19 protein-coding genes are annotated in these 24,101 nt (G+C 42.3%); 10 read left to right on the top strand and 9 right to left on the bottom strand.

All coding sequences use genetic code 11. The features are described 5' to 3' along the window. Positions 1-17 precede the first annotated feature (17 nt). On the bottom strand, positions 18-776 hold the full coding sequence (locus B649_RS04080; protein ID WP_291750936.1) for a class I SAM-dependent methyltransferase: 759 nt from the start codon (positions 774-776) through the stop codon (positions 18-20). A 100-nt stretch (positions 777-876) separates the two neighbouring features. Here B649_RS04080 and B649_RS04085 point away from each other — a divergent pair, with 100 nt between their 5' ends. The 10 genes from B649_RS04085 to B649_RS04130 all read left to right on the top strand — a co-directional run bounded on the left by B649_RS04085 (position 877) and on the right by B649_RS04130 (position 15,876). Next, positions 877-2,388, top strand: a complete 1,512-nt coding sequence (locus B649_RS04085; RefSeq protein WP_015653237.1) for a response regulator — start codon at positions 877-879, stop codon at positions 2,386-2,388. Then, on the top strand, positions 2,385-3,149 hold the full coding sequence (locus tag B649_RS04090; RefSeq protein ID WP_015653238.1) for an MBL fold metallo-hydrolase: 765 nt from the start codon (positions 2,385-2,387) through the stop codon (positions 3,147-3,149). The genes B649_RS04085 and B649_RS04090 overlap by 4 nt, the downstream gene beginning before the upstream one ends. 122 nt (positions 3,150-3,271) lie before the next feature. Then, positions 3,272-3,526, top strand: a complete 255-nt coding sequence (locus B649_RS04095; protein ID WP_015653239.1) for a hypothetical protein — start codon at positions 3,272-3,274, stop codon at positions 3,524-3,526. A gap of 47 nt (positions 3,527-3,573) precedes the next feature. Beyond that, on the top strand, positions 3,574-5,055 hold the full coding sequence (locus B649_RS04100; RefSeq protein WP_015653240.1) for an AarF/UbiB family protein: 1,482 nt from the start codon (positions 3,574-3,576) through the stop codon (positions 5,053-5,055). Between the two features lie 116 nt (positions 5,056-5,171). Further along, positions 5,172-5,468 (top strand): DUF2018 family protein, encoded by a 297-nt coding sequence (locus B649_RS04105; protein ID WP_015653241.1) that lies wholly within the window; start codon positions 5,172-5,174, stop codon positions 5,466-5,468. A 131-nt stretch (positions 5,469-5,599) separates the two neighbouring features. Continuing rightward, positions 5,600-9,160: an EAL domain-containing protein gene (locus B649_RS12100; RefSeq protein WP_291750937.1), complete on the top strand. Its 3,561-nt coding sequence runs from the start codon at positions 5,600-5,602 to the stop codon at positions 9,158-9,160. After that, positions 9,157-10,968: a diguanylate cyclase gene (locus B649_RS12105; RefSeq protein ID WP_015653243.1), complete on the top strand. Its 1,812-nt coding sequence runs from the start codon at positions 9,157-9,159 to the stop codon at positions 10,966-10,968. The genes B649_RS12100 and B649_RS12105 overlap by 4 nt, the downstream gene beginning before the upstream one ends. A gap of 47 nt (positions 10,969-11,015) precedes the next feature. After that, positions 11,016-12,038: an HD domain-containing phosphohydrolase gene (locus tag B649_RS12110; RefSeq protein ID WP_015653244.1), complete on the top strand. Its 1,023-nt coding sequence runs from the start codon at positions 11,016-11,018 to the stop codon at positions 12,036-12,038. 196 nt (positions 12,039-12,234) lie between these two features. Next, complete coding sequence (locus tag B649_RS04125; protein ID WP_015653245.1) at positions 12,235-13,524, top strand: DEAD/DEAH box helicase; 1,290 nt, start codon at positions 12,235-12,237, stop codon at positions 13,522-13,524. An 84-nt stretch (positions 13,525-13,608) separates the two neighbouring features. After that, positions 13,609-15,876, top strand: coding sequence for a diguanylate cyclase (locus tag B649_RS04130; protein WP_015653246.1), 2,268 nt, complete (start codon positions 13,609-13,611; stop codon positions 15,874-15,876). A gap of 47 nt (positions 15,877-15,923) precedes the next feature. Here the strand turns inward: B649_RS04130 and B649_RS04135 are convergent, their stop codons facing one another. The 8 genes from B649_RS04135 to ppa form a co-directional block, all read right to left on the bottom strand. After that, the gene (locus B649_RS04135; protein ID WP_015653247.1) at positions 15,924-17,528 is read right to left on the bottom strand and encodes a HAMP domain-containing methyl-accepting chemotaxis protein; all 1,605 of its coding nucleotides are present in this window, start codon (positions 17,526-17,528) and stop codon (positions 15,924-15,926) included. A gap of 68 nt (positions 17,529-17,596) precedes the next feature. Further along, positions 17,597-19,684: a GGDEF and EAL domain-containing protein gene (locus B649_RS04140; RefSeq protein ID WP_015653248.1), complete on the bottom strand. Its 2,088-nt coding sequence runs from the start codon at positions 19,682-19,684 to the stop codon at positions 17,597-17,599. A gap of 63 nt (positions 19,685-19,747) precedes the next feature. Further along, positions 19,748-21,118 carry a deoxyribodipyrimidine photo-lyase gene (locus B649_RS04145; RefSeq protein WP_015653249.1) on the bottom strand — a complete coding sequence of 457 codons (1,371 nt, stop codon included), beginning with the start codon at positions 21,116-21,118 and terminating at the stop codon, positions 19,748-19,750. A gap of 2 nt (positions 21,119-21,120) precedes the next feature. After that, on the bottom strand, positions 21,121-22,068 hold the full coding sequence (locus B649_RS04150; protein ID WP_015653250.1) for a DUF523 and DUF1722 domain-containing protein: 948 nt from the start codon (positions 22,066-22,068) through the stop codon (positions 21,121-21,123). A gap of 89 nt (positions 22,069-22,157) precedes the next feature. Then, complete coding sequence (locus tag B649_RS04155) at positions 22,158-22,352, bottom strand: hypothetical protein (protein WP_015653251.1); 195 nt, start codon at positions 22,350-22,352, stop codon at positions 22,158-22,160. A 45-nt stretch (positions 22,353-22,397) separates the two neighbouring features. Beyond that, positions 22,398-22,871, bottom strand: a complete 474-nt coding sequence (locus B649_RS04160) for a transglycosylase SLT domain-containing protein (protein ID WP_015653252.1) — start codon at positions 22,869-22,871, stop codon at positions 22,398-22,400. Positions 22,872-23,218: 347 nt separating this feature from the next. Next, positions 23,219-23,512 (bottom strand): hypothetical protein, encoded by a 294-nt coding sequence (locus tag B649_RS04165; protein ID WP_015653253.1) that lies wholly within the window; start codon positions 23,510-23,512, stop codon positions 23,219-23,221. Between the two features lie 6 nt (positions 23,513-23,518). Beyond that, entirely contained in the window at positions 23,519-24,040 is a 522-nt protein-coding gene (ppa, locus tag B649_RS04170; RefSeq protein WP_015653254.1) for an inorganic diphosphatase, read from the bottom strand. Positions 24,041-24,101: the final 61 nt, after the last annotated feature.

The raw sequence follows: 24,101 nt of genomic DNA on the forward strand, positions 1-24,101 counted from the left end.
TTAATAATAACACAAAATCATTTTTTCGTTGCCGTGATAAAGATGAGGTTATCGATGATGTCGATGCTCTCACGGGTATAATTTTCTTCTATTTCACGAATCCCCTCTTCAATCTCTTCGTCGCTAAAGACTCCGAGATCTGACATAAAACGGTGCCGAAGCATCTCGTACCAGCGCTCTTTTGAGAGGGTGAAGGTATGGCTTCGTAAAGTGGTTTCAACCTCAAATCCGCACTCTCTCAACTGGGATTCGAAAAGTTCGTGCGGAGGCTGGTTTCGGGCAAAGGCTTCTTTAGCCGCTTTGAAAAATGGAAAAGCGACATGTTGCGGGCGGGTAATGATCAGGAGTTTTCCTCTATGAGGCAACATCGTATGCACGGTTTTCCAAAAAGCTTCTCTCTCAGGGATATGGTGGATAACCTCTTTGAGAAGTATTTTGGTAAATGGCGTTTTTGTGGCTAGAAAAGTATGAGCATCACCGCAGATTGCTGTGATATTGGTTAGTTTTGAAGCCTCCTCGCACATCGCAGATGCGGGTTCGATGCAGTACGCTTTTTTCAGACAGCTTTCCTGTTCGAGTCGGCTGGTAAATGTTCCTGTTCCCCCTCCGATATCGACGAGAATATCCTCCCCTGACAAGGTAAGCTCATCGATAATATGTTGAATCACAAAATCTTTGTAATCGTCGGAAAAATACCATAGACGGTTAAAACTATCTGCGATAGAATCGAAATGGTTGGAAGTACTCACAAAAAGTTCCTCAAAATATAAATTCATCTTTGGAAGTATGACGTAAAAAGAGAACACAAATCTTTTGTTTTGAGCAAATTTAAGAGATGTTTGGCTATTCTCTTTCAGATGACTAAGGATAGGAAACATGGTTGATCCCAATGCGCTGAAACAGTTACGGATTGCTTTGCAGCCTTATACTCTATTGTACGTAGAAGATAATGTTGGGCTAAATAACCAAGCAACCATTCTATTCCAAAAAATTTTTGAGACGGTGTACAGCGCGTATGATGGAGAAGAGGGATTAGCCCTGTTTAAAGAACACCATCCTGCCATCGTAATCACCGATATTATCATGCCGAAAATGGATGGCTTAGAGATGGCGGAAGCGATTTTGCATATCGATCCCGATGTAAAGCTAATCGTTACCACAGCCCATGATGATCATGATCTGCTTCATCGTGCGATTCGTGTCGGTGTGTTTGAATATCTTGCCAAACCGATGCATATTGAAAATTTGGTTGAAACGCTCACCCGATGTGCCATTATCCTAAAAGAAGAACTTCACCGTAAAATTTTTAACGCCAATTTGCACTCTATTTTTAACTACCAAAACAGCCTGACTCTTTTACTGCAAGATCAAAAAGTGGTGATGGCAAACCAACCTACTTTGGATTTTTTTGATGTACAGAGTGTTGAGAAATTACGAGACAAGTTTGTCTCCTTTGGAGAGATGCTGTTATCTCATAACACTTTTTTGTATAACCATGATGAGTGCGACTGGTTTAATGAAATCTCTAAAAATCCAGGGAAACTGTTTAACGTCAAAATAGAGGGAAACGATGATGTTCATCACCATTTCATCCTTAGATTTCAAAGTATTCCCGATAAAGCAGGATATGGGGTGTTATCGCTGAATGATGTGAGTGAACTTGGGCTTCTCAAACTCTATGATGCTTCCGCAGTAGAACAAGAACGTTTGGCCAAAGATGAAAAAATCGTTCGAGGCTTACTCGATATGGCGATGCGAAGCGGAGCAAAAATACGGGCACACAATCTGTATAAAGGTCTCAGTATCACCAATGATGCGTTAATAACCGGGGTCGCTAATGCAGAAGTTATCCTTCAAACTCCGTATGTACAGCTTAAGGCGATGCAATACGAAGAGGTGTTTTATCTTACGTCTGAGCTGTTTCCGACGGCAATTTTTTGTGAGGGAATCAAACGGTTTGATTTTGAGGCACAGCGTGTCCATTTTAGCCATTATAAAATGGTGAAAACTTCTCCGACGCGCAGGGCCGCAATTCGGGTGATTCCCGATGATAATTTGACGATTACCTTTTTGTACGAGGGGAGAAAATTTGAAACCGACGTAGATATTTTAGACATTTCAATCAATGCCGTACGGTTGTCTTTTCCTTCGCTTCCCGCAGGTTTGGCCCTGAAACAGTTCGTTGTGCTGGACATTGTTATAAAATCGGTACAACGTCCGGTTATTATTAACACAGAAGCCGAAGTGTATCGGATACAGGAGAATCAACGTCATTATGAGGTGGTTTGCAGCTATGAACTTCATGCTCAAGCTCAAAAAAATCTGATCGATTACATCGCAAAACGACAGATGGTGTTAATTCGCGAATTTAAAGGACTGCAATTATGAATAATGAAACTCTGCTGTATCAAGATGAAAAGCATAAATGTGTGATGTTCAGTCTCGAAGATGAGGAACATCAAGAATACTCCCTCTCGGTAAATCAGTTTTTGATTATTCAAAATGACAGTGCGGTGTTGATCGATCCGGGAAGCGGAGGGATCTTTGGGGAGTTATACGATGCTGTATCCCGTCATATTGACCCGCAAAAGATTAAATTTATCTTTTTCTCTCACCAAGACCCTGACGTTGCCGGGGCAATTGCCGAATGGAGTGTTGCCACGTCGGCTAAACTGGTGATGTCACAACTGTGGACCCGTTTTATGGGGCATTACGGTTTGATGGATATGGGGCGGCTTGTGGCTCTTGAAGATCATGGTGCACGTATTAAATTCGAGCACGATTTTTTACAATTCATTCCGGCTCATTTCCTCCACTCTCCGGGAAATTTTTCGCTCTATGACAGCCGCTCAAAAATCCTTTTTTCCGGTGATATCGGAGCAGCGGTTCTCTCTCCTCAAAATCTCAATAAAAACGTTGATAATTTTGAAGAACACCGTGTGTTTTTGGAGAGTTTTCACTCTCGTTACATGGCATCAAACCGTTTTTGTCGAGCATGGGTTCAATGTGTACGAAAATACGAGGTTGAGATGATTGCTCCTCAACACGGCTCTTTGTTCAAAGGGATAATGGCACAACACTTTTTAGAATGGTTTGAAAATGTCGAAGGTGGCTTGGAACAGTGCGAGAAGCTTTACGGGTGCAACTGATATAGACTATCACCCGCTCATTCACGTTAAGTTGAAGATTTTCAAATAAAGTGACAAAAAAAAGATACTGATATTAATGATTTAAGCCTATACTACAATTATCTAAACAGTGGAGAATTACCATGTTAAAAGAATTACTGTATACGGGAATGGGTGGAGCGCTTCTTTTAAAAGAGCGCGTTGAAGAGGAGCTAAAAAAACTCGAAGAGAAAGGGAAACTGAACACCAGCGATACCAAAAGCTTTTTAGAGAGCCTGAAAACCAAAGGGGAAGACGAAGAGAAACGTCTCAAAGAGGAGCTTAAAACTGCGATCAAAGAGGTGATTGAAGAGCTTGGAATTGCGACGAAAAAGGATATCGAATCGCTGCGATCGTAAGTTCTCTCTATTCGCCACGACGGCTTTGGAGTGTTTTTCGGCTTCTATTGTCCTTTTATCTGCTGATTAAAAAGAGGGAGAGTTTTTTAGGCTTTTCGCCTCTCTCACCCGATAAACTTGCTTTCACGATCACACGTTTGGGGGCGAGTTTTATCAAGCTGGCACAGGTGTTGGCAACGCGAAACGATTTTTTTGATGAATCATATCTAAATGCCCTCAAAACCCTTCATGATGATCTCCCCCCGATGCATCAAGCGGCTTATGAGCGGGTAATGGCAAAGGCTTTTCCCTCTTCGCCGTTTATCCGTTTTGATCCCCAGCCGATTGCTTCGGCATCGATCGGACAGGTGCATGCGGCATGGATCGATGAGAGTACGAAAGTAGCAGTGAAACTGCGACGAGAGGGGATCGAAAAACAGGTGCGTGCCGATATACGGATACTCATTCTCTTTAACGGACTGTTTAGACCCCTCTTTTCTCATACCACCGCGCACTCGATCGAATCGGTTATTGCCGAATTTGCTTCGATGATCGTCCAAGAGTGCAGTCTTAACCATGAACGAAGCAATCTGGAAAAATTTTCAGCGATGTATAAAGGCTCAGGGATTATTTTTCCTAGTTGTTATCCCTCTCTTAGCTGTGATGACGCACTGGTAATGAGTTTCGAGGAGGGGTGGCGGTTTGATGATCGTGACGCTATCCTTTCACACGGATTGGATATCAAATCACTCATCAATCAACTGGTCCGTTTTTATACCGATCAAATGTTGGTAAAAGGGTATTTTCATGCCGATCCTCATCCCGGAAATCTTTTGGTCAATTCGCAGGGAAAATTGGTACTTCTTGATTTTGGAATGGTAAAACGGGTTCCTAATGAGACCCGTATCGCCATCATCGAGTTGATCAAAGCAGCGAATGAGCGTGATTTTGATGCGTATGTGAGTGCGGCCAAACGGCTGGGAACGGTAGCATACGATGCACCTGCCGCAGAACTGGCTGAATTTACGGAACGGATGTTTGATATTTTCGGTAATGATGCATTAGATAGCGGCAGTATGCAAAAGCTGGCATTCGAAGTGTTGGAACAGACCCGTAATCTCCCTTTTAAACTTCCGCAAGAGGCGATTTACATTCTCCGGGTGAGTGCGATTATCGAGGGGCTTGGAACCACCTACATTGAAAATTTTAACGGGATTAAAGACATTCTCCCGATCTTGCAGAATAATATCCCAAGAGCGCTAGGGATGAAAGAGTCGATCATCGAGACATTAATCGATGAGATAAAGCGTATTCCTACTGATATCGCGGCGTTTCGACATGTCATCGAACGTGCCAGCAAAGGGGAACTCAACGTACATCTCTCAGCACTGCAGTATGGAATGATGAAAAAAGAGCTGCGTGAAGCGACAGCTCCACTCTATGGCGCACTGATTCTCGCATTGGGAGCGTTCGGTGCATGGATGGGAGGAGTAGAAGAACTCGCCTACGCACTTTTAGGCGGAGCAATTCTGAAGCTGTGGTTTAGATAAAGAAGATTGAGGAGATAGGTTCTTTTTCTCTTAATCCTCACAAATAACCCTAAAAAGGGTACGAATATTTCAAGAATTTCATTACAATGGCATGATTAAATACAAAGGAACTCTCAATGGCATCGTATGACGCACTTTTTGAAGATGAAGACGATATTTTCGGAGGGACTCCCGAATCGAAATATTGGGATATTGTAAAACAGGTCAGCACCGATATCGCACGTTATGAGTTTGATACGATGATCGCTAAAATGGCGGCCATGGAACAGATGCTGATGGAAAAATACGATGAAGAATCACTTGATAAAGTGATTGATCGGCATATTTGCTCGAATGAGAGTGCCATCGAAAACCGAAAAAAAAGTCTTTACATGGAATACGCAGGACGTCTTATCTATAAACTTTCAGATTGAACCTCTAAAGAGGTTCCCAACATCTATTCTTTGCCCTCTTTTGCTTCTGCATACATAAGTAACCCCAAAGGATCAAAGCGGTATTCTTATAACGAATTAAAACAATAACATTTTTAGACAAAGCAGAAAAATTGAAAGAATACAATACGTTTCTATGGCAATTGCATGACTGTAAGTGGATTCAACCCAAGCCTTTGACGCGACGTTTAATGATCCCCCTGACACTGCTCATCTTTGTGTGTACATTTGGAGCAGGTCTATTACTTTACCAACTGCATTTCCACTATCTGCATGACACATTTCATAATAATATTGCTGAACTCAATCACGACATGGAAGTATTGCTGAATGAACAATCTTCAGCACTCTCTCTCGCCATCAAACCGATCGCAAACGATCCCGTAGTCCTAAAAGCGTTGCGTGAAGGAGACAGTAATACCCTTTTGATACGCTGGCAAGATGTTTTTGAAAAAATGAAAGAGGAAAACAGCCTTACCCATTTTTATTTTTTGGATAAAAATCGTGTTTGTTTGCTGAGAGTTCATAACCCCGGGAAAAAAGGGGATGTGATTAACCGTTTTACCGCATTGGAAGCGGAGTGGACACATAAAAGTTCATCGGGGCTTGAGATAGGTCCTATGGGGACATTAACCCTTAGAGTGGTTCAACCTGTGATCGTGGATAATGAACTGATCGGATACATTGAACTGGGCAAAGAGATCGAAGATGTACTTCAACAACTCCATTTCCAATCTTACAATCATGTCGCAGTCGTTTTACATAAAAAGGGGTTAAAGCATTCCGATTGGGAACAAGGGATGCGATTACTCTCCCGGGAAGGGAATTGGAATCTTCTCAAAAATGATGTTCTTATCTACTCATCACTCGAGAAGCTCTCTCCTCCTTTGGTAGAGATGATGAATCAACAATTAGAGATGCGACAGGTACTCAAAGAGGAGGATGAAGAGGTTTATGCGCAGGGGAATACCTATCGCGTCTCGATGGTAAATCTCAAAGATGTATCCGGTAAAGAGGTGGGCAATCTCTTTATCATGAGGAATATCACCAATGAAAATGTCGAGTTTTTCGATGAGACGATGATTGGTGCGATGCTGGGATTGGTAGTGATTGGATTGGTCACCACGTTTGTCTATTTGCTGCTTCGCCGAACCGATAAGGGGATAAAAAATCAACAGCACTATTTGTATGAGAGTCAGCAGCGTTTGGAACAGCTGGCGCGACACAGCCGAAGTATTGCTTGGGAAGTGGATATTGAGGGTATGTATACCTTTGTGAGTGATGTCGCATATGAAGTTTTAGGTTACACGCGTGAAGAAGTGATAGGAAAGTATTTTTATGATTTTCATCCCATCAGCGGACGAGAAGCATTTATGAAAGCTGCTTTTGAGGTTTTTGAACGCAAAGAGCCCTTTAGCAATGTTAAAAATAGAGCGGTGACTAAAGATGGAATCAATATTTGGTTCATGACGAACGGTATCCCGATCATTTCGCCTGATGGGCGATTAGTCGGATATCGTGGAAATCATACCGATATTACGGCGTGGCAAAAAGCCGAAGATGCGATTATCGAATCGCGTAATCTTCTGAATACGATTATTGATACGATTCCGATTCGTGTTTTTTGGAAAAGCAAAACATTGCGCTATTTGGGGTGTAATACCCTTTTTGCCCACGATGCAGGATTGAAATTACCGCAGGAACTTATCGGAAAAGACGATTATCAAATGCGATGGGCTCCGCAAGCTGATCTTTACCGTGAGGATGATCATGCCGTAATGGAGTCGGGGGAATCGAAACTTTTTTACGAAGAAGAACAAACGACACAAGATGGAGAGAGTATTTGGCTGAGTACTTCAAAAGTACCGCTTAAAAACAGTTCGGGAGAAATTATCGGAATCTTAGGGACGTATGAAGATATTACGGCGCAAAAAGAGATGCAGCTCAAACTCCTTTTAACTGCGAAAATGCTTAATGAAGCACAGCATTTTGCACGTATGGGGAGTTGGTCTCTTGATTTGAGAGAAAATACCCTTGTGTGGTCGGATGAAGTTTATCGGATATTTGAAGTCGATAGTGAACGTTTTGGGGCAACGTATGAAACCTTCTTGAGCCGAATCCATCCCGAAGATCAAGAGTTGGTCAACAGTGCCTATCTTAATTCCCTCAAAAACAAGCAGCCATATGAGGTGGTACATCGTCTTTTGATGGAAGACGGGCGGATAAAATGGGTTCATGAAGTTGGAATGAATGATTTTGATGAAGAGGGGACCCCATTACGTTCTATGGGGACGGTTCAGGATATCAGTGAACGTAAAACGGCGGAGGAGGCGATTAACAGGTTGGCATTTTTTGATTCTTTGACGGCACTGCCTAACCGTACATTGCTAATTGACCGAATCAATCAGGCGCGTGTATTGAGTGATCGAAATAAACAATTTTACGCTCTTTTATTTATCGATTTGGATAACTTTAAAACACTGAACGATACGTTGGGGCATGCAACGGGGGACAATCTGCTGCGCCAATCGGCCCAGCGGCTTATGAGCTGTGTCCGTGATGAAGACAGCGTTGCACGGTTGGGAGGTGATGAGTTTGTTGTTCTCCTCTCAGGCTTGGGAAGGGAAGAACAACATGCCGCAGCATCGTGTGAGATGATCGGTAAAAAAATCTTGACAGTTTTGAATGTACCGTATGAACTGGAGGGGACAACGTATCAATCGACTGCCAGTATCGGAGCTACCCTCTTTAACGGAGATGAAGTGAGCGATGATGAACTGATGAAGCAGGCCGATTTGGCAATGTATAAATCCAAAGAGGGAGGGCGAAATGCTCTGAGCTTTTTTGATCCAAAAATGGAAAGTTCTCTCAAAGAGCGTGCATTGCTCGAAGAGGAGATCCGCAGAGGAATCGAAGAGGAGCAGTTTCTTCTCTATTATCAGCCGCAGGTACGGCAAGACGGGAGAGCTTACGGAGTCGAAGTATTGGTTCGCTGGAACCATCCGCAGCGAGGGATCGTATCACCGGCGGAATTTATTCCGATTGCAGAAGAGACGGGGCTTATTTTACCGCTGGGAGAGTGGATTTTAAAAACAGCTTGTTCTCAAATTACGCGTTGGGCAGCTCAGGAGATCTTCAAATCTTTAAGTGTAGCGGTGAATGTGAGCGCACGCCAGTTTAATCAGAATGATTTCGTGGAACAGGTTCTGAAAATTTTGGAAGAGAGCGGTGCTGCCCCGGATCGTTTGAAACTCGAACTCACCGAAAGTCTGCTGATTCAGAATGTCGAAGAGACAATCATGAAAATGGAGCACCTAAAAGCAAAAGGGGTCCGTTTCTCACTCGATGATTTCGGGACAGGGTATTCCTCGCTCTCCTATCTTAAACGGCTTCCGCTCGATCAGCTCAAAATCGACCAAAGTTTTGTACGGGATGTTTTAACAGATCCTAATGATGCTATTCTCTGCAAATCAACCATAGCCTTAGCCGATAGTATGGGGTTATCGGTTATTGCTGAGGGGGTTGAAACACAAGAACAGCTCGATATGCTTCTTTCATTTGGGTGTTACGCGTATCAAGGGTATTGGTTTAGTCGGCCATTGACATTGGAAGCATTTGAAGAGTATCAGCGCAATACTATTTTAGACTATTTGCAAGAGGAGATCAAAAGATGAAAAATATAAAATATAAAATCATTCTCATCTTGAGTTTCCTGATCGTTATCGTTTCATCGATCATTACGATTTATAACCTCTATCATGAGAAGCAAGAAGATCAGCGGCGGCTTAGTGAAGCGTACAATCAAGTCCATCGTACCTATCATGAAACGCTTCACGATACCATCCGTTTTTATTCTTCCAGAGCCGAAGCCAACCTCCGTTCTCCGGGCATCATAAAAGCATTTAAAGCAAGAGATCATGATAAACTTTACGAGCTTGTTCGTCCCCGTTGGGAAGTGATGCAGCGCGAAAATCCTTGGTTGGTTGTCATGCAGTTTCATAATGCGGACGGGACATCCCTTCTCAGACTTCATCAACCGAACGTGTATGGGGATAAAATTGCTGCACAGCGTTCGATGGTAGCGCATGCACACAAAAGTGCTCAAAGTGTTTCAGGGTTTGAAGAGGGACGTCAGGGGCTGGCGTTTCGTATTCTTGTTCCGGCATTTGATAAAGGAGTCTATGTCGGTTCCGTTGAGTTTGGTATTTCAGCCCCTTATTTCACCGATAAAATTCGCCGGTTTGCGGGGTATGAATCTTTTTTCTTTGTGAATGAAAATGCTTTGGGGATGTTTGGACGGATCACTCAATTGATCGCTATCGGCGATTATATCGGAGTAGACATCCCCACTGGATTTCGTCCTCTGATACAAAAATATGCTCAGGAGCGTTCAAAACTCGAAAATGCTATTATTCATCATGCTAACCAAAGCTATGAAGTGAATGTGTTAACTGTTGGAGATTACCGTGAGGAGCCGGTCGGAGCGATTATGTTTATCCGTCCGGTCAGTGATTTCAGTGCACATGTCCGACACATGATTGTTGCATCTTCCCTTATAGTGATAATCCTGATACTGATGAGCGTGGTCATTGTGGATCGGATTTATACGATTGTGACGCAAAAAATGAGTTTTCAGGAACGGTATGCTCAGATGATTCTCGACTCCGTTCCTTCTCCTGTGATCGTCACCAACGGAGAATATCTTATTGCCGCTAATGATTCATTTTTGGGATATTTGCAGTATCCAAATATCGAAGCATTCAAAAAAGAGCATAATTGTGTCTGTGAATTGTTCGAAGAGGGAGATACGAATGAATATCTGATGCCGATGCATGATGACCAGCGTTGGACCGAATATATGATTGATCATCCTCTCAAAGTTCATAAAGCAAAAATAACATTCAATGGACTTACCACGATTTTTGAAGTCCGTATTTCGGTTCTGAAAGTGAATGAAGAGACCCGTTATGTTGTGATTTTCAACGATATTTCGACGATGCAGATGCAAACCATGACGGATGCGTTGACGGGAGTTCCTAATCGGCTCCATTTCAGCATGGTGTATCAGCATACCATCAATATGGCACGAAGAGGAGAAAAACCTCTGAGTATTATCTTTTTTGACATTGACCATTTTAAAAATGTGAATGATCGTTATGGTCATCTCATTGGAGATGCTGTGTTAAAACAGATCGCGGCACTGGTACGACAGCGTATACGTAAAAGTGATATTATAGCCCGTTGGGGAGGGGAAGAATTTGTTCTTCTGTTACCGGATTCTGAACTCGGTGAAGCCATTAAAATTGCACAGATGCTTAGAAAGGTGATTGATGAAGAAGATTTTGAGAGTGTCGGACAGATCACCTGTTCGTTTGGAGTTGCCGCACTCGAGGGGAATGAAGATGCTGAACATTTGTTGAATCGTGCCGATGAGTTGTTATACGAAGCGAAAGCAAATGGACGCAATAGAGTTGTGTCATAATGATGAAAACGTTATAGACCGCATCATAAAAAAAAGGATATGAAAGTTTGCATAAAGTTGTTAAAAGAGTTATTAACCACAGATATACTGCGATAAAACCGACGTTTTTAGTAGAAGAGAGTGTTATTGATTTTGACTGCTTCATCAAACGATTTGATGATTACGTCATCATCATTGAAAGCGGAACTTTTATTACGGTTGAATTGGCCCATCGAGTTAAACAAAATGAGACAATCTATATTTTGACACTCGATAGTGAGAAAGTACAAATCTATAAAAAAATGCATGGAACACAAGATTATCATCTTCCTTTAAAGAATCTGCAACAGGTCGCGCTGAGTGTGATGGATCTCAAGGAAAAAATTGAATCGCTGAGGAATGATGAAGAAAAATTAGAGACACTTTATACAACGACGACACTGTTATTGGAATCCATCTTTGAGGAAATGAGTGAAACACTACCGCTCGAAGCCCTAAATCTTTGCATAGAATCGATGCTTCAATGCATAAATTCGATTGATACGGATCTTATGCCGAAGGTGTTACGATTAATTCCACATGAATACAGTACGCATCATCACAGTACAAATGTTGCAATATTTTCAATTATTCTAGCTAAATCAATCGGTTTGTCTCAACAAGATTTACTGGATTTAGCGTTTGTAGGATTGCTGCACGATATCGGAAACATACGGATAAATAAGAGCATACTGAATAAATCTTCGACCTTGGATGATGAAGAGTATATCCTTATTCAAGCGCATTCAGAATATGGGGTGGAGATTCTGCAAAAAAACGGTATCGTAAACCAAAAAATTCTGGATGGCGTTCGCTATCATCATGAAAAACTCGACGGGAAAGGGTATCCAGGCAAATTGCGTGGTAAGCGTATTCCTAAATTTGCACGTATTATCGGTATGTGTGATGTCTTCGATGCATTGACCACACGGCGCACTTATCGTATGAGCTACACCAGTTACGAAGCGCTGATGCTCATGAGGCAAGAGATGGAAGATCAGTTTGATGTCTATTACAGTGATACCTTTATACGGCTTCTAGCCTCGTCGTAACTTTTTTTCCCGTCTGTTAATCGTACATAGGAATTTTGAGAGGAGAGTGTGGTAAAATACCACTATTATTTGCGCCTACGGTTGGCGCTCTTGACGAACTTGCGTTAAACTGCACTTTTCACCTAATTTTCCCCCTTGCCTAAAACCGTCCACAGTTGCGACTTTGGTTGGGCCGAACCACCAAAGGAATCCCTTTATGACTTTCACCGATTTAAAACTAAATGACTCGTTGCTCAAAGCAATCAATGACCAAGGCTATACTACCCCTACGCCCGTTCAGGCACAAGCGATCCCTTATATCTTAGAAGGGCGTGATATGCTCGCAGGGGCTCAAACCGGTACCGGCAAAACCGCTGGCTTTACCCTCCCGATGCTCCAAATCCTCAGTGAGCAAAAAATGCCGAAAAATCATCGTAAAATCCGTGCTCTTATCCTTACGCCAACACGTGAGCTTGCGGCACAAGTGGCGGATAGTGTCAAAATCTACGGTAAATATCTCCCCCTCAAAAGTGCCGTTATTTTCGGCGGGGTGGGGATTAATCCTCAAATTACGATGCTCAGAAACGGAATCGACATTCTTATCGCTACTCCGGGACGTTTACTCGATCACGTAGGGCAGGGGACAGTTGATTTGAGCGCGGTAGAAGTTTTTGTCCTTGATGAAGCGGATCGTATGCTCGATATGGGATTTATTCGCGATATTCGCCGTGTTATCACCATACTGCCGAAAGTGCGTCAAAACCTTATGTTCTCTGCGACCTATTCGGATGAGATTAAAACATTGGCAAATACCTTGTTGCGCAATCCGGCTGAAGTCGAAGTAGCACGCCGCAACACCTCCAGCGAGCTTGTAACCCAAAGTGTAATCTTAGTCGATTGCAAACGTAAAAGTGCCCTTTTGGGAGAGCTCATCGGCAAAAATAAATGGGAACAGGTTCTCGTCTTTACCCGCACCAAACACGGAGCCAACAAACTCACCGAGTATCTTCAAAAGATCGGTATTACTGCCGCCGCGATCCACGGTAATAAAAGTCAAGCCGCACGTACAAAAGCGTTGAATGATTTTAAACTTAGCTCGGTTAGAGTCCTGGTCGCCACCGATATCGCCGCGCGCGGTATCGATATCGATGCACTCCCGCATGTGGTAAATTTTGAGCTTCCTAATATCGCCGAGGATTACGTTCACCGTATTGGACGAACAGGGCGTGCAGGATGCGAGGGAGAAGCACTTTCACTGGTATGTGTCGATGAATCCGATTATCTGCGCGGCATCGAAAAATTGATCAATAAAAAGCTTCCATCCCGTATCGTAGAAGGGTACGAACCTGATCCTTCTATCAAAGCCGAACCGATTCAACGCGGCCGTGGCGGCGGAGGCGGAAACCGTGGCGGGAATAGCGGCGGTGATCGCAGCGGCAAACCGGCACAAAAACGTGACGGTGGACGCCATGAGCCTAAAAAACGTAATTATGACGGACGTCGCTAAGTTTTTTGATTTAAGGAAAATATTTATATTTTCAAGTGTAGAATAAAGAATATGCTTTTGTGAGAGTAGAAAATTGGTTGGTGCATGGTGATACGTTTTTTCATTGTTTGTATAGCACTGGTTTCGCTTTTAAACGGTGCAGCGTTGGAAAAAGTATCGATCCAGCTCGATTGGAAATATCAGTTTGAGTATGCCGGTTATGTCGCGGCAAAAGAAAAAGGCTTTTATCAAGAAGCAGGCTTGGATGTCGAGCTGCGTGAGTATCAGAGGGGCATTGATGTCGTTTCCGATGTATTGAACCATAAAGCCCAGTACGGTATCTATAACAGCAGTATCGTTGTAGAAAACGGTCGTGTTCGCCCTATCGTTTTGTTGGCAACCTATTTGCACCATTCTCCTTTGATATTTGTAGCTCAAAAAGGGCTCGAAAACCCTGCTGATCTCATTGGTAAAACCCTCATGGGGACAAAAAATGAGCTTAAACACAGCTCTTTGTCCCTTTTACTCTCCCATTTCGGCATTACTCCTCAAAATAGCCGTCTAATCGATCAAACGTTCAGCATTGACCCTTTTATTCGCCGTGAGATAGATGCAATGAGTGTGTATCGCTCCAACCAGCTTTATGAACTTGATCGGCTTAAAATCCCTTACGATATCATCGATCCGGTTGAATACGGATTTGTGATGAATGCCGGAAATCTTTTTACTTCGTATGAAGAAGCAACTGAACATTCTAAACGGGGCGAAAAGCTGATCGAAGCGACCAATCGAGGTTGGGAGTATGCACTCGAGCATCCCGGAGAAATGAACGATATTCTGAAAAAAAAATACGGTGTTAAAAAGTCCTATGAAGCGCTTTCCTATGAAGCTAAAGTGATTAAAAAACTGATGATGACGGACTTGTACGGTATCGGAGAAACAAACATCGAACTCACTCAACGTCTCTTTAAACAGCTGCTTCGAGCCGGTATTATCCGTGAAGATCAAAAATTGGGACAGTTTTTATTTCAAGATATTGTAGCCAGTTCGAAAAATACCTTTCAACTCACCGCCAGTGAAAAAGCCTATCTTTCAGAAAAGAAAAAAATCACGATGTGTGTTGACCCGGAATGGTATCCGTTAGAAGCAATCAGAGAGGGGAAACATATCGGAATAGCTTCGGATATTATGAAAACCTTCGAATCTAAAATCGGTATTCCTATCGAGTTGGTTCAAACATCTACATGGAGTGAATCATTGCAGAAGGCTAAAAATCGTCAATGCGATATTTTATCCTTAGCAGCCAAAACTCCTGAACGTGAGAAATATTTGGATTTCACATCGGCCTATTTGGCTTTGCCGTATGTCATGGTGACAACGATGGAGAAACCTTTTAGTGAAAGTATAGCCCTTCTTAAAGGGGAAAAAATCGGAGTAGTCAAAGGGTATGAAATTGTTAATCGATTAAAATTTTATTATCCTGCACTTACCATTGTCGAAGTTGAATCGATTAGTGATGGATTAACAAAAGTCGAAAACGGCGAAATATATGGATATATTGATAACTTGATGGTTGTTTCATCGTATATTCAAAAAGAGTATACCGGTAGCTTAAAAGTTTCATCGCGATTGGAAGAAAAAGATGAATTACATGTCGCGGTACGTAATGATGAAACGATACTCCATACTATTTTTCAAAAATTGGTTCTCCATCTCGATGAGTCTACGATGCAGACTATTTATAACCGTTGGTCATCGACGATCGAGCAGGTAGCATGGATTGAACGTTCTCTCATTTGGAAGGTACTGGGGATAGTATTATTGGGAATCCTTGCGTTTGCATGGCGTTATTTTATCCTTAAGCAATACAACGCAAAACTGCTTGAACTTTCGATAACAGATAAGCTGACAGGGTTGTATAATCGGCAAAAAACCGATGAAATGTTGGGCATTGAGCAGCTAAAAGTGGATCGATATCCAACGTATATGTGCACTATTATGATAATCGATGTGGACTATTTCAAGACAGTGAATGATCGATACGGCCATCAAACGGGAGATACGATTTTACGGTTACTCGCTCATATTTTTAAAACGACTCTCCGTCAAACCGATGTGATTGGGCGATGGGGCGGTGAAGAATTTATCGTTATTCTTCCTCACACTTCGATAGAAGAGGTTGCTGTTGTGGCTGAAAACCTTCGACATACGGTAGAAGTGTACCCTTTTGAGTTGGAACAACCGATTACGATCAGTATAGGTATTGGAAAACTCAAAAAAAATCAAAATATACATGAAACGATCGGTTATATTGATGAAGCTCTTTATGAAGCTAAAAAGCGTGGCAGAAACAAGATTTACAGTGCAGACTGAATTCATTCAATAAACTTCCCTAGGATTTTAGGGAAGCTGTAAACGTATTACGTTCGAAAGACGGAAATTTGTGCGGTAAGCTGTTCGGTCATTTGGTGTAGATGTTCAGCAGCAGCAGCGATTTCTTCGACACTGCGGGCATTCGAAGTCGAGAGATCGTTAATGTTTCCGATTTTTTGGATGATCGATTCGGTTGTTGCGGCATTGGTTTGAGTGTCGTTTGAGAGTTTTTCGATGGCTTGGACCGTATCGGCTAAAGCACTGACGGCAGTTTCCGTATGATCGTTTACTTCTGCGGATGCATCCACGAGGCTCTCAATCCGTTTAGTATTGTGGTTCATCTGATCGGTGATATCATTGATCGATTGAACGATAACATTAACCGTAGCATTCGTTTCGACAAGGCTTTTCTGGGTACGTTCAGCCAGTTTTCGCACTTCATCCGCCACAACGGCAAATCCGCGTCCATGTTCACCTGCACGCGCTGCTTCGATCGCGGCATTAAGGGCAAGGAGATTCGTTTGATCGGCGATATCGGCGATAACGGTAAGGACTTGTTTGACTTGGGATGCTTCTTGAGAGAGGGAGTTGAGACGATCATTAATTTCCCCTTCCATTTGAACCGTGAGCGAGAGCTGTTCGATGGTGTTATGAAGAGCCGATTGCGCTTCTTGAAGGTTTTCGCGTGCACCGATCGCTTTTTCTTGTACCACCTTGGCTTCTGCAGCAGAGGCTTTCATTGCCTCTTTCATACGATCGGATTCATTGGTCGTTTGGGCAACGATTTTGGACTCTTCTTCGGCCGCTTTGCCGATAGCGAGAGTAGTCGCTGAGAGGTCGGCCGAAACCGAAAGATTTTCGCTTGATGCGGAACGGATCCCTTGAAAGGCTTGGCGAAGTACACTGACAAGATCATTTACTTTGTGGCTCATTTGAGAAAGTTCATCGTTCCCTTCTACCTTTGTGCTGCGGGTAAAGTCACGATTTTGGGCGACCGCTTGGATAGTCTCTTCAAGACGCGCGATAGAATGAGTAATATTTTGGATGATAAAATAAAAAATAATCATCATAACAGAGGCACTGATCGCGATGATGGTTTCCATAAGCATTGCGTTCGAATCGAGAGTATCGAGATTTTTTTGCTGCATGGATTGTACCAAATCGCTCTCTTCTTTGACAATTCCTTCATAGCTGGAAGCCGATTCTTTCGTAATTCGTTGAAGATTTTTCCCCTCTTGTGTTGCTAAGAAGTCAAGACTGTGTATTTCATTTTCATTTTCGCTAATGATAGTGATACGAGGTTCATTGAGCTTAACCCACTCTGCATGATGAGAGGCGATGTTTGACAAACGCTCTTGATTTTCTTTTGAACGGGTTATATCTTTTAGTTTCTGAACGGCTTCAGCCAACTTGCTATTACGTTCGTTGTAACGATTTAGGAAATCTTCACTGTAGAGGAGTTGGTAGCCACGGAGCTCCATCATCGCACCATTGGTATACGCACGAATGTCTCCGAGAAGAACCATTCTTTCGGCAGTTTTTTGGGCGTCTTTGTTATTAGAGTAGGCAAGATAGCCCAATGTGGCATAGGTAATGAAACTAAGTGCCATTAAGGCGGCCAGTTTTCCTTTGATGGTGGATAGATTGAACATAAGCAGCCTCCGTGCTGTAAGAATAAAAAATTATAGCATTAAATAGGTATGAAAACCTCATTAATATCTTATTCGTGTAAGCGCAAGGTTGTTGTTTGTGTGTCCAGCGGCCTGTCATAGAGATAACCTTGCGCCAGTGTACAACCATTTTGGAGGAGAAAGTTCTCTTGTTCAGCCGTTTCAACCCCTTCGGCAATAACATCGAGCTTGAGATTCCGGGCTAAGCCGATGATGGTTTTTGTAATCGCCATATCATCTTCATCCTCAGGAATATCATGTATGAAACTCTGATCGATTTTTAGTTTATCGATGGGAAGTCGTTTGAGATAAGAGAGGGAGGAATATCCGGTTCCAAAATCATCGACCGATATCTCTAATCCTAATGCTTTAAACTCACCCAAAATTTCGATCGCTTCTTGCGGATTACGCATAATTTGGGATTCCGTTACCTCGATTGCAATACACTGATACGGGCAATGGTAAAATTCCAAGATGGACCAAACCTCTTTGGCAATGTTTCGATTGGCGAGTGTTTTGGCGGAGAAGTTGACAGCGGTTTTTGGGGCGCATATCCCTTCGTTTTGCCATAGGATATGTTGCTTTACAACATTTTCCAAAACCATAAAATCAAGCTCTTGAATCAAGCCCATCTCTTCACACAAAGGGATAAAACTAGCAGGCGAGACCACTCCCAAAGTTGGATGAATCCATCGTACCAGAGCTTCCATACCGACCCACTTATGGCTGAGTAGATCAACTTGCGGTTGATAATAGACTGCAAATTGATTCTCTTTGAGGGCTATGCGTAACGAATTTTCCATCATAACTCGCTCAACAGCTTTGTCCCCCATCTCATTGGCATAAAATCGGTAGGTATTTCTCCCCTCATTTTTGGCTCGGTACATCGCGGTATCGGCATTTTTAAGGAGGAGTTCGGTTGAGATACCATCATCAGGAGAGAGGGCGATACCGATGCTGAGCGTTGTGTATAAAATATGTCCTTGGACGGAGAAGGGTTCTTTGAAAGCGTGGATTAATTTCTCTACGATGTCGGTAAGGTTTTCGATTTGATTCAGCGAATCGATAAGGATATTAAACTCATCTCCCCCCATACGGGCTATGGTATCGCATTCCCGTAAAATCGATTGAAGCCGAAGGGCTACTTGAATCAGGAGTTTGTCACCCATTGGGTGTCCCAATGAATCATTGATCTGTTTAAAGTGGTCGAGATCGATAAAAAGTACCGCTATTTTTTCATGATGGCGCTGATTCTTTTTTAGGGCCATTTGGAGGCGATCATTAAATAAAATACGGTTAGGCAGCCCGGTCAGTGAATCGTGTGTTGCAAGATGAAGCAGCTTGTTTTGGGTTTCATTGAGTTCTGTAATATCGGTATCAAAAATAACCACAGCGGGTCGTCCGAGATAGCTTAATCTATGTACGCTTGCCTGCACGGGGTAAATGGTTCCATTTTTTCGTTTATGATAAGAGATGTTACTGAGTACAGGGCTGATCGTGTTGAGATATTGCCGAAACGTTTCGATTTGCTCCTGCGTCAGTTCGGGATTGATATCGCTGATAGAGAGTTGCTGGAGATCTTCCAGCGTATACCCCAGTGCTTTTAATGCCCCGTCATTAGCATAGAGGTATTTGAGAGTTTCGGCATCGGCGATATAAACCTCCATCGTAGCATGTTGGACGATGGTGGCGAGTTCCTTTTTGTGGTTTTCGAGCTCGACTTGATGGGTGATATCGGTTCGAAATCCCGCAACGATAAGGGGGTCTCCGTTCGCATCAAAGAGAATCTTAGCGCGGTCGTATATCCAGAGCCAGTGACCGTTTTTATGACGAATTCGATAGCGTACGTGTGCGCTTTCAATTTTGTTCGCAATGGAGTTAAAGAGAATCCCTACGGCCTTTTCGACATCATCGAGATGAAGCATCGACTTCCATGCTTCGATGGAACTGTGATACTCATTTTCAGCGTAACCGATAATTTCAAGCCATCGTTTTGAGACATAGGTTGTTTTTTTTTGGATATTGTATTCCCAAATGCCGTCTTCGGAAGAGCTGATGGCAAATTTCAGCCGTCGAAATTCTTCTAACTGCTCGTCGCTCATACAATCAAATGCCGGAATAAGAGTATTGCTGTCCAAGGTTCAACGCTCCTTTCAACAAAAAACATCGTAAGTAAATATGATAGCACATTTTTGAGGGATTTATTTTGAATGGTGATAAAAATATTCCAATGCTTTTTTTGAACTGACTTTATGGCTAACGATGGGGGGCGGATAGTTGTTGAGATCCAACAGGCTTAATGCCTCTTCATTATGGAGAATTTGAGGAGAAATGGCACCAAATTCCGGAACCCATCGGCGGATATAATCCCCTTTAATGTCAAATTTTGCAGCTTGGGCATAGGGATTGAAAATCCTAAAATAAGGTTGAGGATCAACCCCCGTACCCGCACTCCATTGCCAGGATAGTATATTGGAACTTGCATCGTAATCTATCAGATATTTTGCAAAAAAATGCTCACCCCATTGCCATGGCAACAAGAGATTTTTGGTAAAAAAAGATGCGGTAATCATCCGTACACGATTATGCATGCGGCCTGTCTGCAAAAGCTCTCTTATTCCTGCGTCAACAATCGGGACACCCGTTCGGGCTGTGCAAAAGGCTTCAAAGTAGTCTGTGTTTGGTATCCCTTTGAACGGATAGCGAAAATTACGTTCGCTGAGATGGGGAAAATGGACTAAAAGCATTGCGTAAAATTCTCGAAAGATGAGTTGTCTAAAAAACGGTTCGGTATCAATTCCTTCTTTTTTTTGTATGCTCATCCATCGTAGCAACGCACGAATGGAAATGGTTCCAAAACGTACGTCACTGCTCAAATCGGACGTTGTCTCTTGAACCATAAAATCGCGATTATTTGCATAATGTTCAAGTTTTGACGCAAACAATCCGAGTTTTGTCTCAGGAGAGCGTTCTTGCTGAGGGATTGGATTATGGGCAAATCCGATTGATTCGAGCTCTATAGGTGCTTTTGCGTACTCCATACACGTGATTTGATGGAGTGATTCATAATCAAATGAGTGAAGTTGTTGTTGTACCGGTAGATATTCATGCATATGAAAAGGGGTGAAGAGAATTTTGGCACGGTTATAAAATGGGGTGAAAACTTGATAGGGGGTTCCGTCATTTTTAACCACTTCATCACTGCGAAAGATATAGGTGTCATGCAGATAGTTAAACGGCAGTAAATGGGATATCTGCCGATCACGTTCGAGAGCATAGCGATCATAGTCGCCCGAAGCACATACTTCGTCATAGTGGTCATGTAAAAGAAGCCATTGAAACACTTCACTGGGTTTGCCATAAAAAATAGCTAAATCAAGCCCCATTTTTTTCAAAGAGGTTTTGAGATTGATGAGGGAGTGGTAAATAAATGAGATACGACGGTCATCTGCGTCAAGTGATGAGAGAATATTAGGATCAAAAATAAAGAGAGGAAGAACGTTTCCCTCTTGTGAAAGGAGGGGGTTGTCTTCCGTCCGTAAATCTCTGCGAAACCATAATATCCGTCTCATCGTTATTTTCCTGCGGTGAGATGAGACCGCAATGCTAGCGTTTTAGGATAGGGATTTAGAAAAGTTTGTCCCAAGAGATACTCGGTACGGTATTTTTGTGCATAGAGGGAGATAGTAGAGAGAGGGACGATCAGAGGGATAATTTTTTGAGCATAATCAGTGATCTGAGTATGAAGGGCCTCTTTTTCATCTTTCGTGAGTTCATTTTTGAAAAATCCGGCTAAATGTTCCAAAACATTACGTGTTTTTTTAATCGAGCTTTTTTTAGAAATAGCTGTTTTAAAACCCTCTTCATAGCGTTTCAAAAGGGCCTCGAAACTGATATTATCACGGTTGGCTACGATATTTCCAAGAAAGCGGTACAGCTTTTCGTCTTTGGCCTGAAGCATAAACTTATATTTCGTGTGAAATTGAACTAACTCTTTTATCGCAGAATCAGAGGCTTTAAACTGTTCAAACGCATCGAAGGCAAAAATCTGCATAATAAAATTTTCTCTCAACCATGCATCCTGAAGCCGTCCTTCCTCTTCCATTGGCAGGAGAGGATAGTGTTTTTTGCAAAGGGCTGTAAATACTCCATCTTCTTTCCCTTCGCAAAATCCATTGTCCAGATACATTTTGGCACTTGACATGCCGCAGCTTGGAGATTTGGATTTGAAAATAATTCCACATAGCGGTTGAAGCGAAATTTTTGCGAGTTCAGTATGGCTTGTTTGTAGAAGCGCTTCAGTGAGATCACTTCCGTCTTTGTTGGTTTGTATATGAGTTCCACCTTGTAAGCGTACCAGCCGTACAGAAGGTCGGGGTGTACCGAATGCCAAATGTTCAGGACAAAATGAGATAAACTCAGCAAATTGACTAAGCTCATCGGTAATAAAATATTCTTGTTTATGTCCACCGTCAAAACGGATTTTTTCCCCCACTAAACAAGCAGATACGGCAATTTTCATCACTCTTCCTCACGCTAAGTAGAATATTATAGAGTAATTAACTGTTGCTTTTTGCATAGCCTAATTGTATTGCTTCAAATGAGGTGCAATTAGTGTTCAGGAGGAGGAGGGGTATATTTGTTTCGTTGGTACTCTTTGGAGAGCTTCTGCAACTCAGAATCCATTGTTTTTTGCGGCACCTTATCAGGATGAATAGGGAGAATGAAAGCGAGGAGGATAAAGATGAGACTAAAAACGACACCGCTTAAAATAGCGAGCATTACTTTGAGCTTATCATCATTCATAATCATCCTCCCCTGCGCAGTAGATAGGATATTATAGCTTAAAAATTATGATAGCTTACCCGAAGAGACGAGATGGTTGACCAGGTTCATATTCTTCATGACACGATTGTAATAGGGACGATTTGAAAAACCGCCGTTGTAGCCGCTAATGGCATAAAAATTATCCAATCGTTTATTTTGGAGCAAAACCAGATAGTGGGTAGCGACTTGAGCAGAGAGTTTAATATCTCCCAACAATCGTCCAGCCAACTGTACGTCGCTAAGCTTATTAAGCCAGCGGAGTTTTTTAACGTTTTGTGAGACGTGGCGTGCGGTAGCAACTTGAATCTGCATCGGACCCAGAGAAGCTTTGGTAAATGATTTTTTATGTCTGAAGTCGCCTATGGTATTTTTCCCGGCACTGCTCTCCGTTAAACAAATCGCACTGACTGTATTTTCATACGTGTTGCCGTTTCTATCGGGAATCGATTTTGCGACATCGCGTACGGTTTGTAATACATGGAGTTGTTTAGGGGTCATGGAATCACCAAAAAGTGATAAAGCAAGCAGTAGTATTAGGGAAAGAAATCTCAAATTTGCACCTCGATTATGGAATATGAAATTTTAGGGTACTGGGAGGATTATAACAATGGTGTGTCCTTTCTAAATGAATCAGTTAAGAAAAAGTAATAGAAAAGGGGGGTACGCTACCGTACAGAGGGAAAGCTGTGTTTAAGTTTAGGCAACGATATGGTTGTATTGCGTGTTAAAATGTTAACTATATTGCTGTTACTTTAAGTTTCAAGCTAAAAAGTTTTCTAAAAGCTGTAAAAAAAAGGTTAAAAAAATAGCTCATGAGTAAAAATGAAACATTTTTTTCCAAAGGTTTACGACTCTTCGCTGGTTAAATAGATCCAATACTCTTTGTGACTTTTTCCCTGATCGAGAAAGTAGAGCTGTAAAATGGCAACCCGATAAAGGGTAATGACCATTTTAGCGTAGGGGATAGCGAGTGAGAGAGAGAGCCACCATGGTTGCTCGCGATCTCCTTTGGAGTGCATCATCTCTTCGACTCCGATATTGTTGCTGAGATAAAGACCAAACGCAATCGAAAAGATAAAATTAAGTATCAGTCCAAAAATCGCATAGGCAAAAAAATCGCTAGAGCCGAAATCGATCATCTTTGTTTACTCTTTGTAATTTTTGATAGCATCTTCTAAGATTTTAGTTGCGGATGCTTTGTCTTCAAACCCTTTTACTTTTACCCATTTACCCGGTTCAAGCATTTTATAGGTTTCAAAGAAGTTTTTGATTTTAGCTAAGGTGTGTTTTGGAATATCACCGAGGTCTTGAATCTCTTCGAATGTCGGGTCGATTTTTGAGGTTGGAACGGCAAGCAATTTTTCATCGATACCGCTTTCGTCTTCCATAATAAGAACACCGACTAAACGACAATTAGTCACACACCCCTCAACCATAGGATACTCGGTAAGAATCAAGATATCAGCCGGATCGCCGTCTTGGGAAAGTGTTTTGTTGACAAAGCCGTAGTTTGCCGGATAGTACATAGCAGAGTGCATAACACGGTCAAGCACAAGTGCACCGCTCTCTTTTTCAACTTCATATTTGATGTTTGATCCGCAGGCAATCTCAATAATTGCTTTGACTTTATCCGGATTTTCGCCGTAACCGATTTTGCTTAGATCCATAAGGCACCTCTGTGTATAAAATAATGAGGCGGATTGTAACGAAAGAAACTAAAAGGTTCAT

Origin of the sequence: Candidatus Sulfuricurvum sp. RIFRC-1 (assembly GCF_000310245.1) — a bacterium.
Lineage (GTDB): Bacteria > Campylobacterota > Campylobacteria > Campylobacterales > Sulfurimonadaceae > Sulfuricurvum.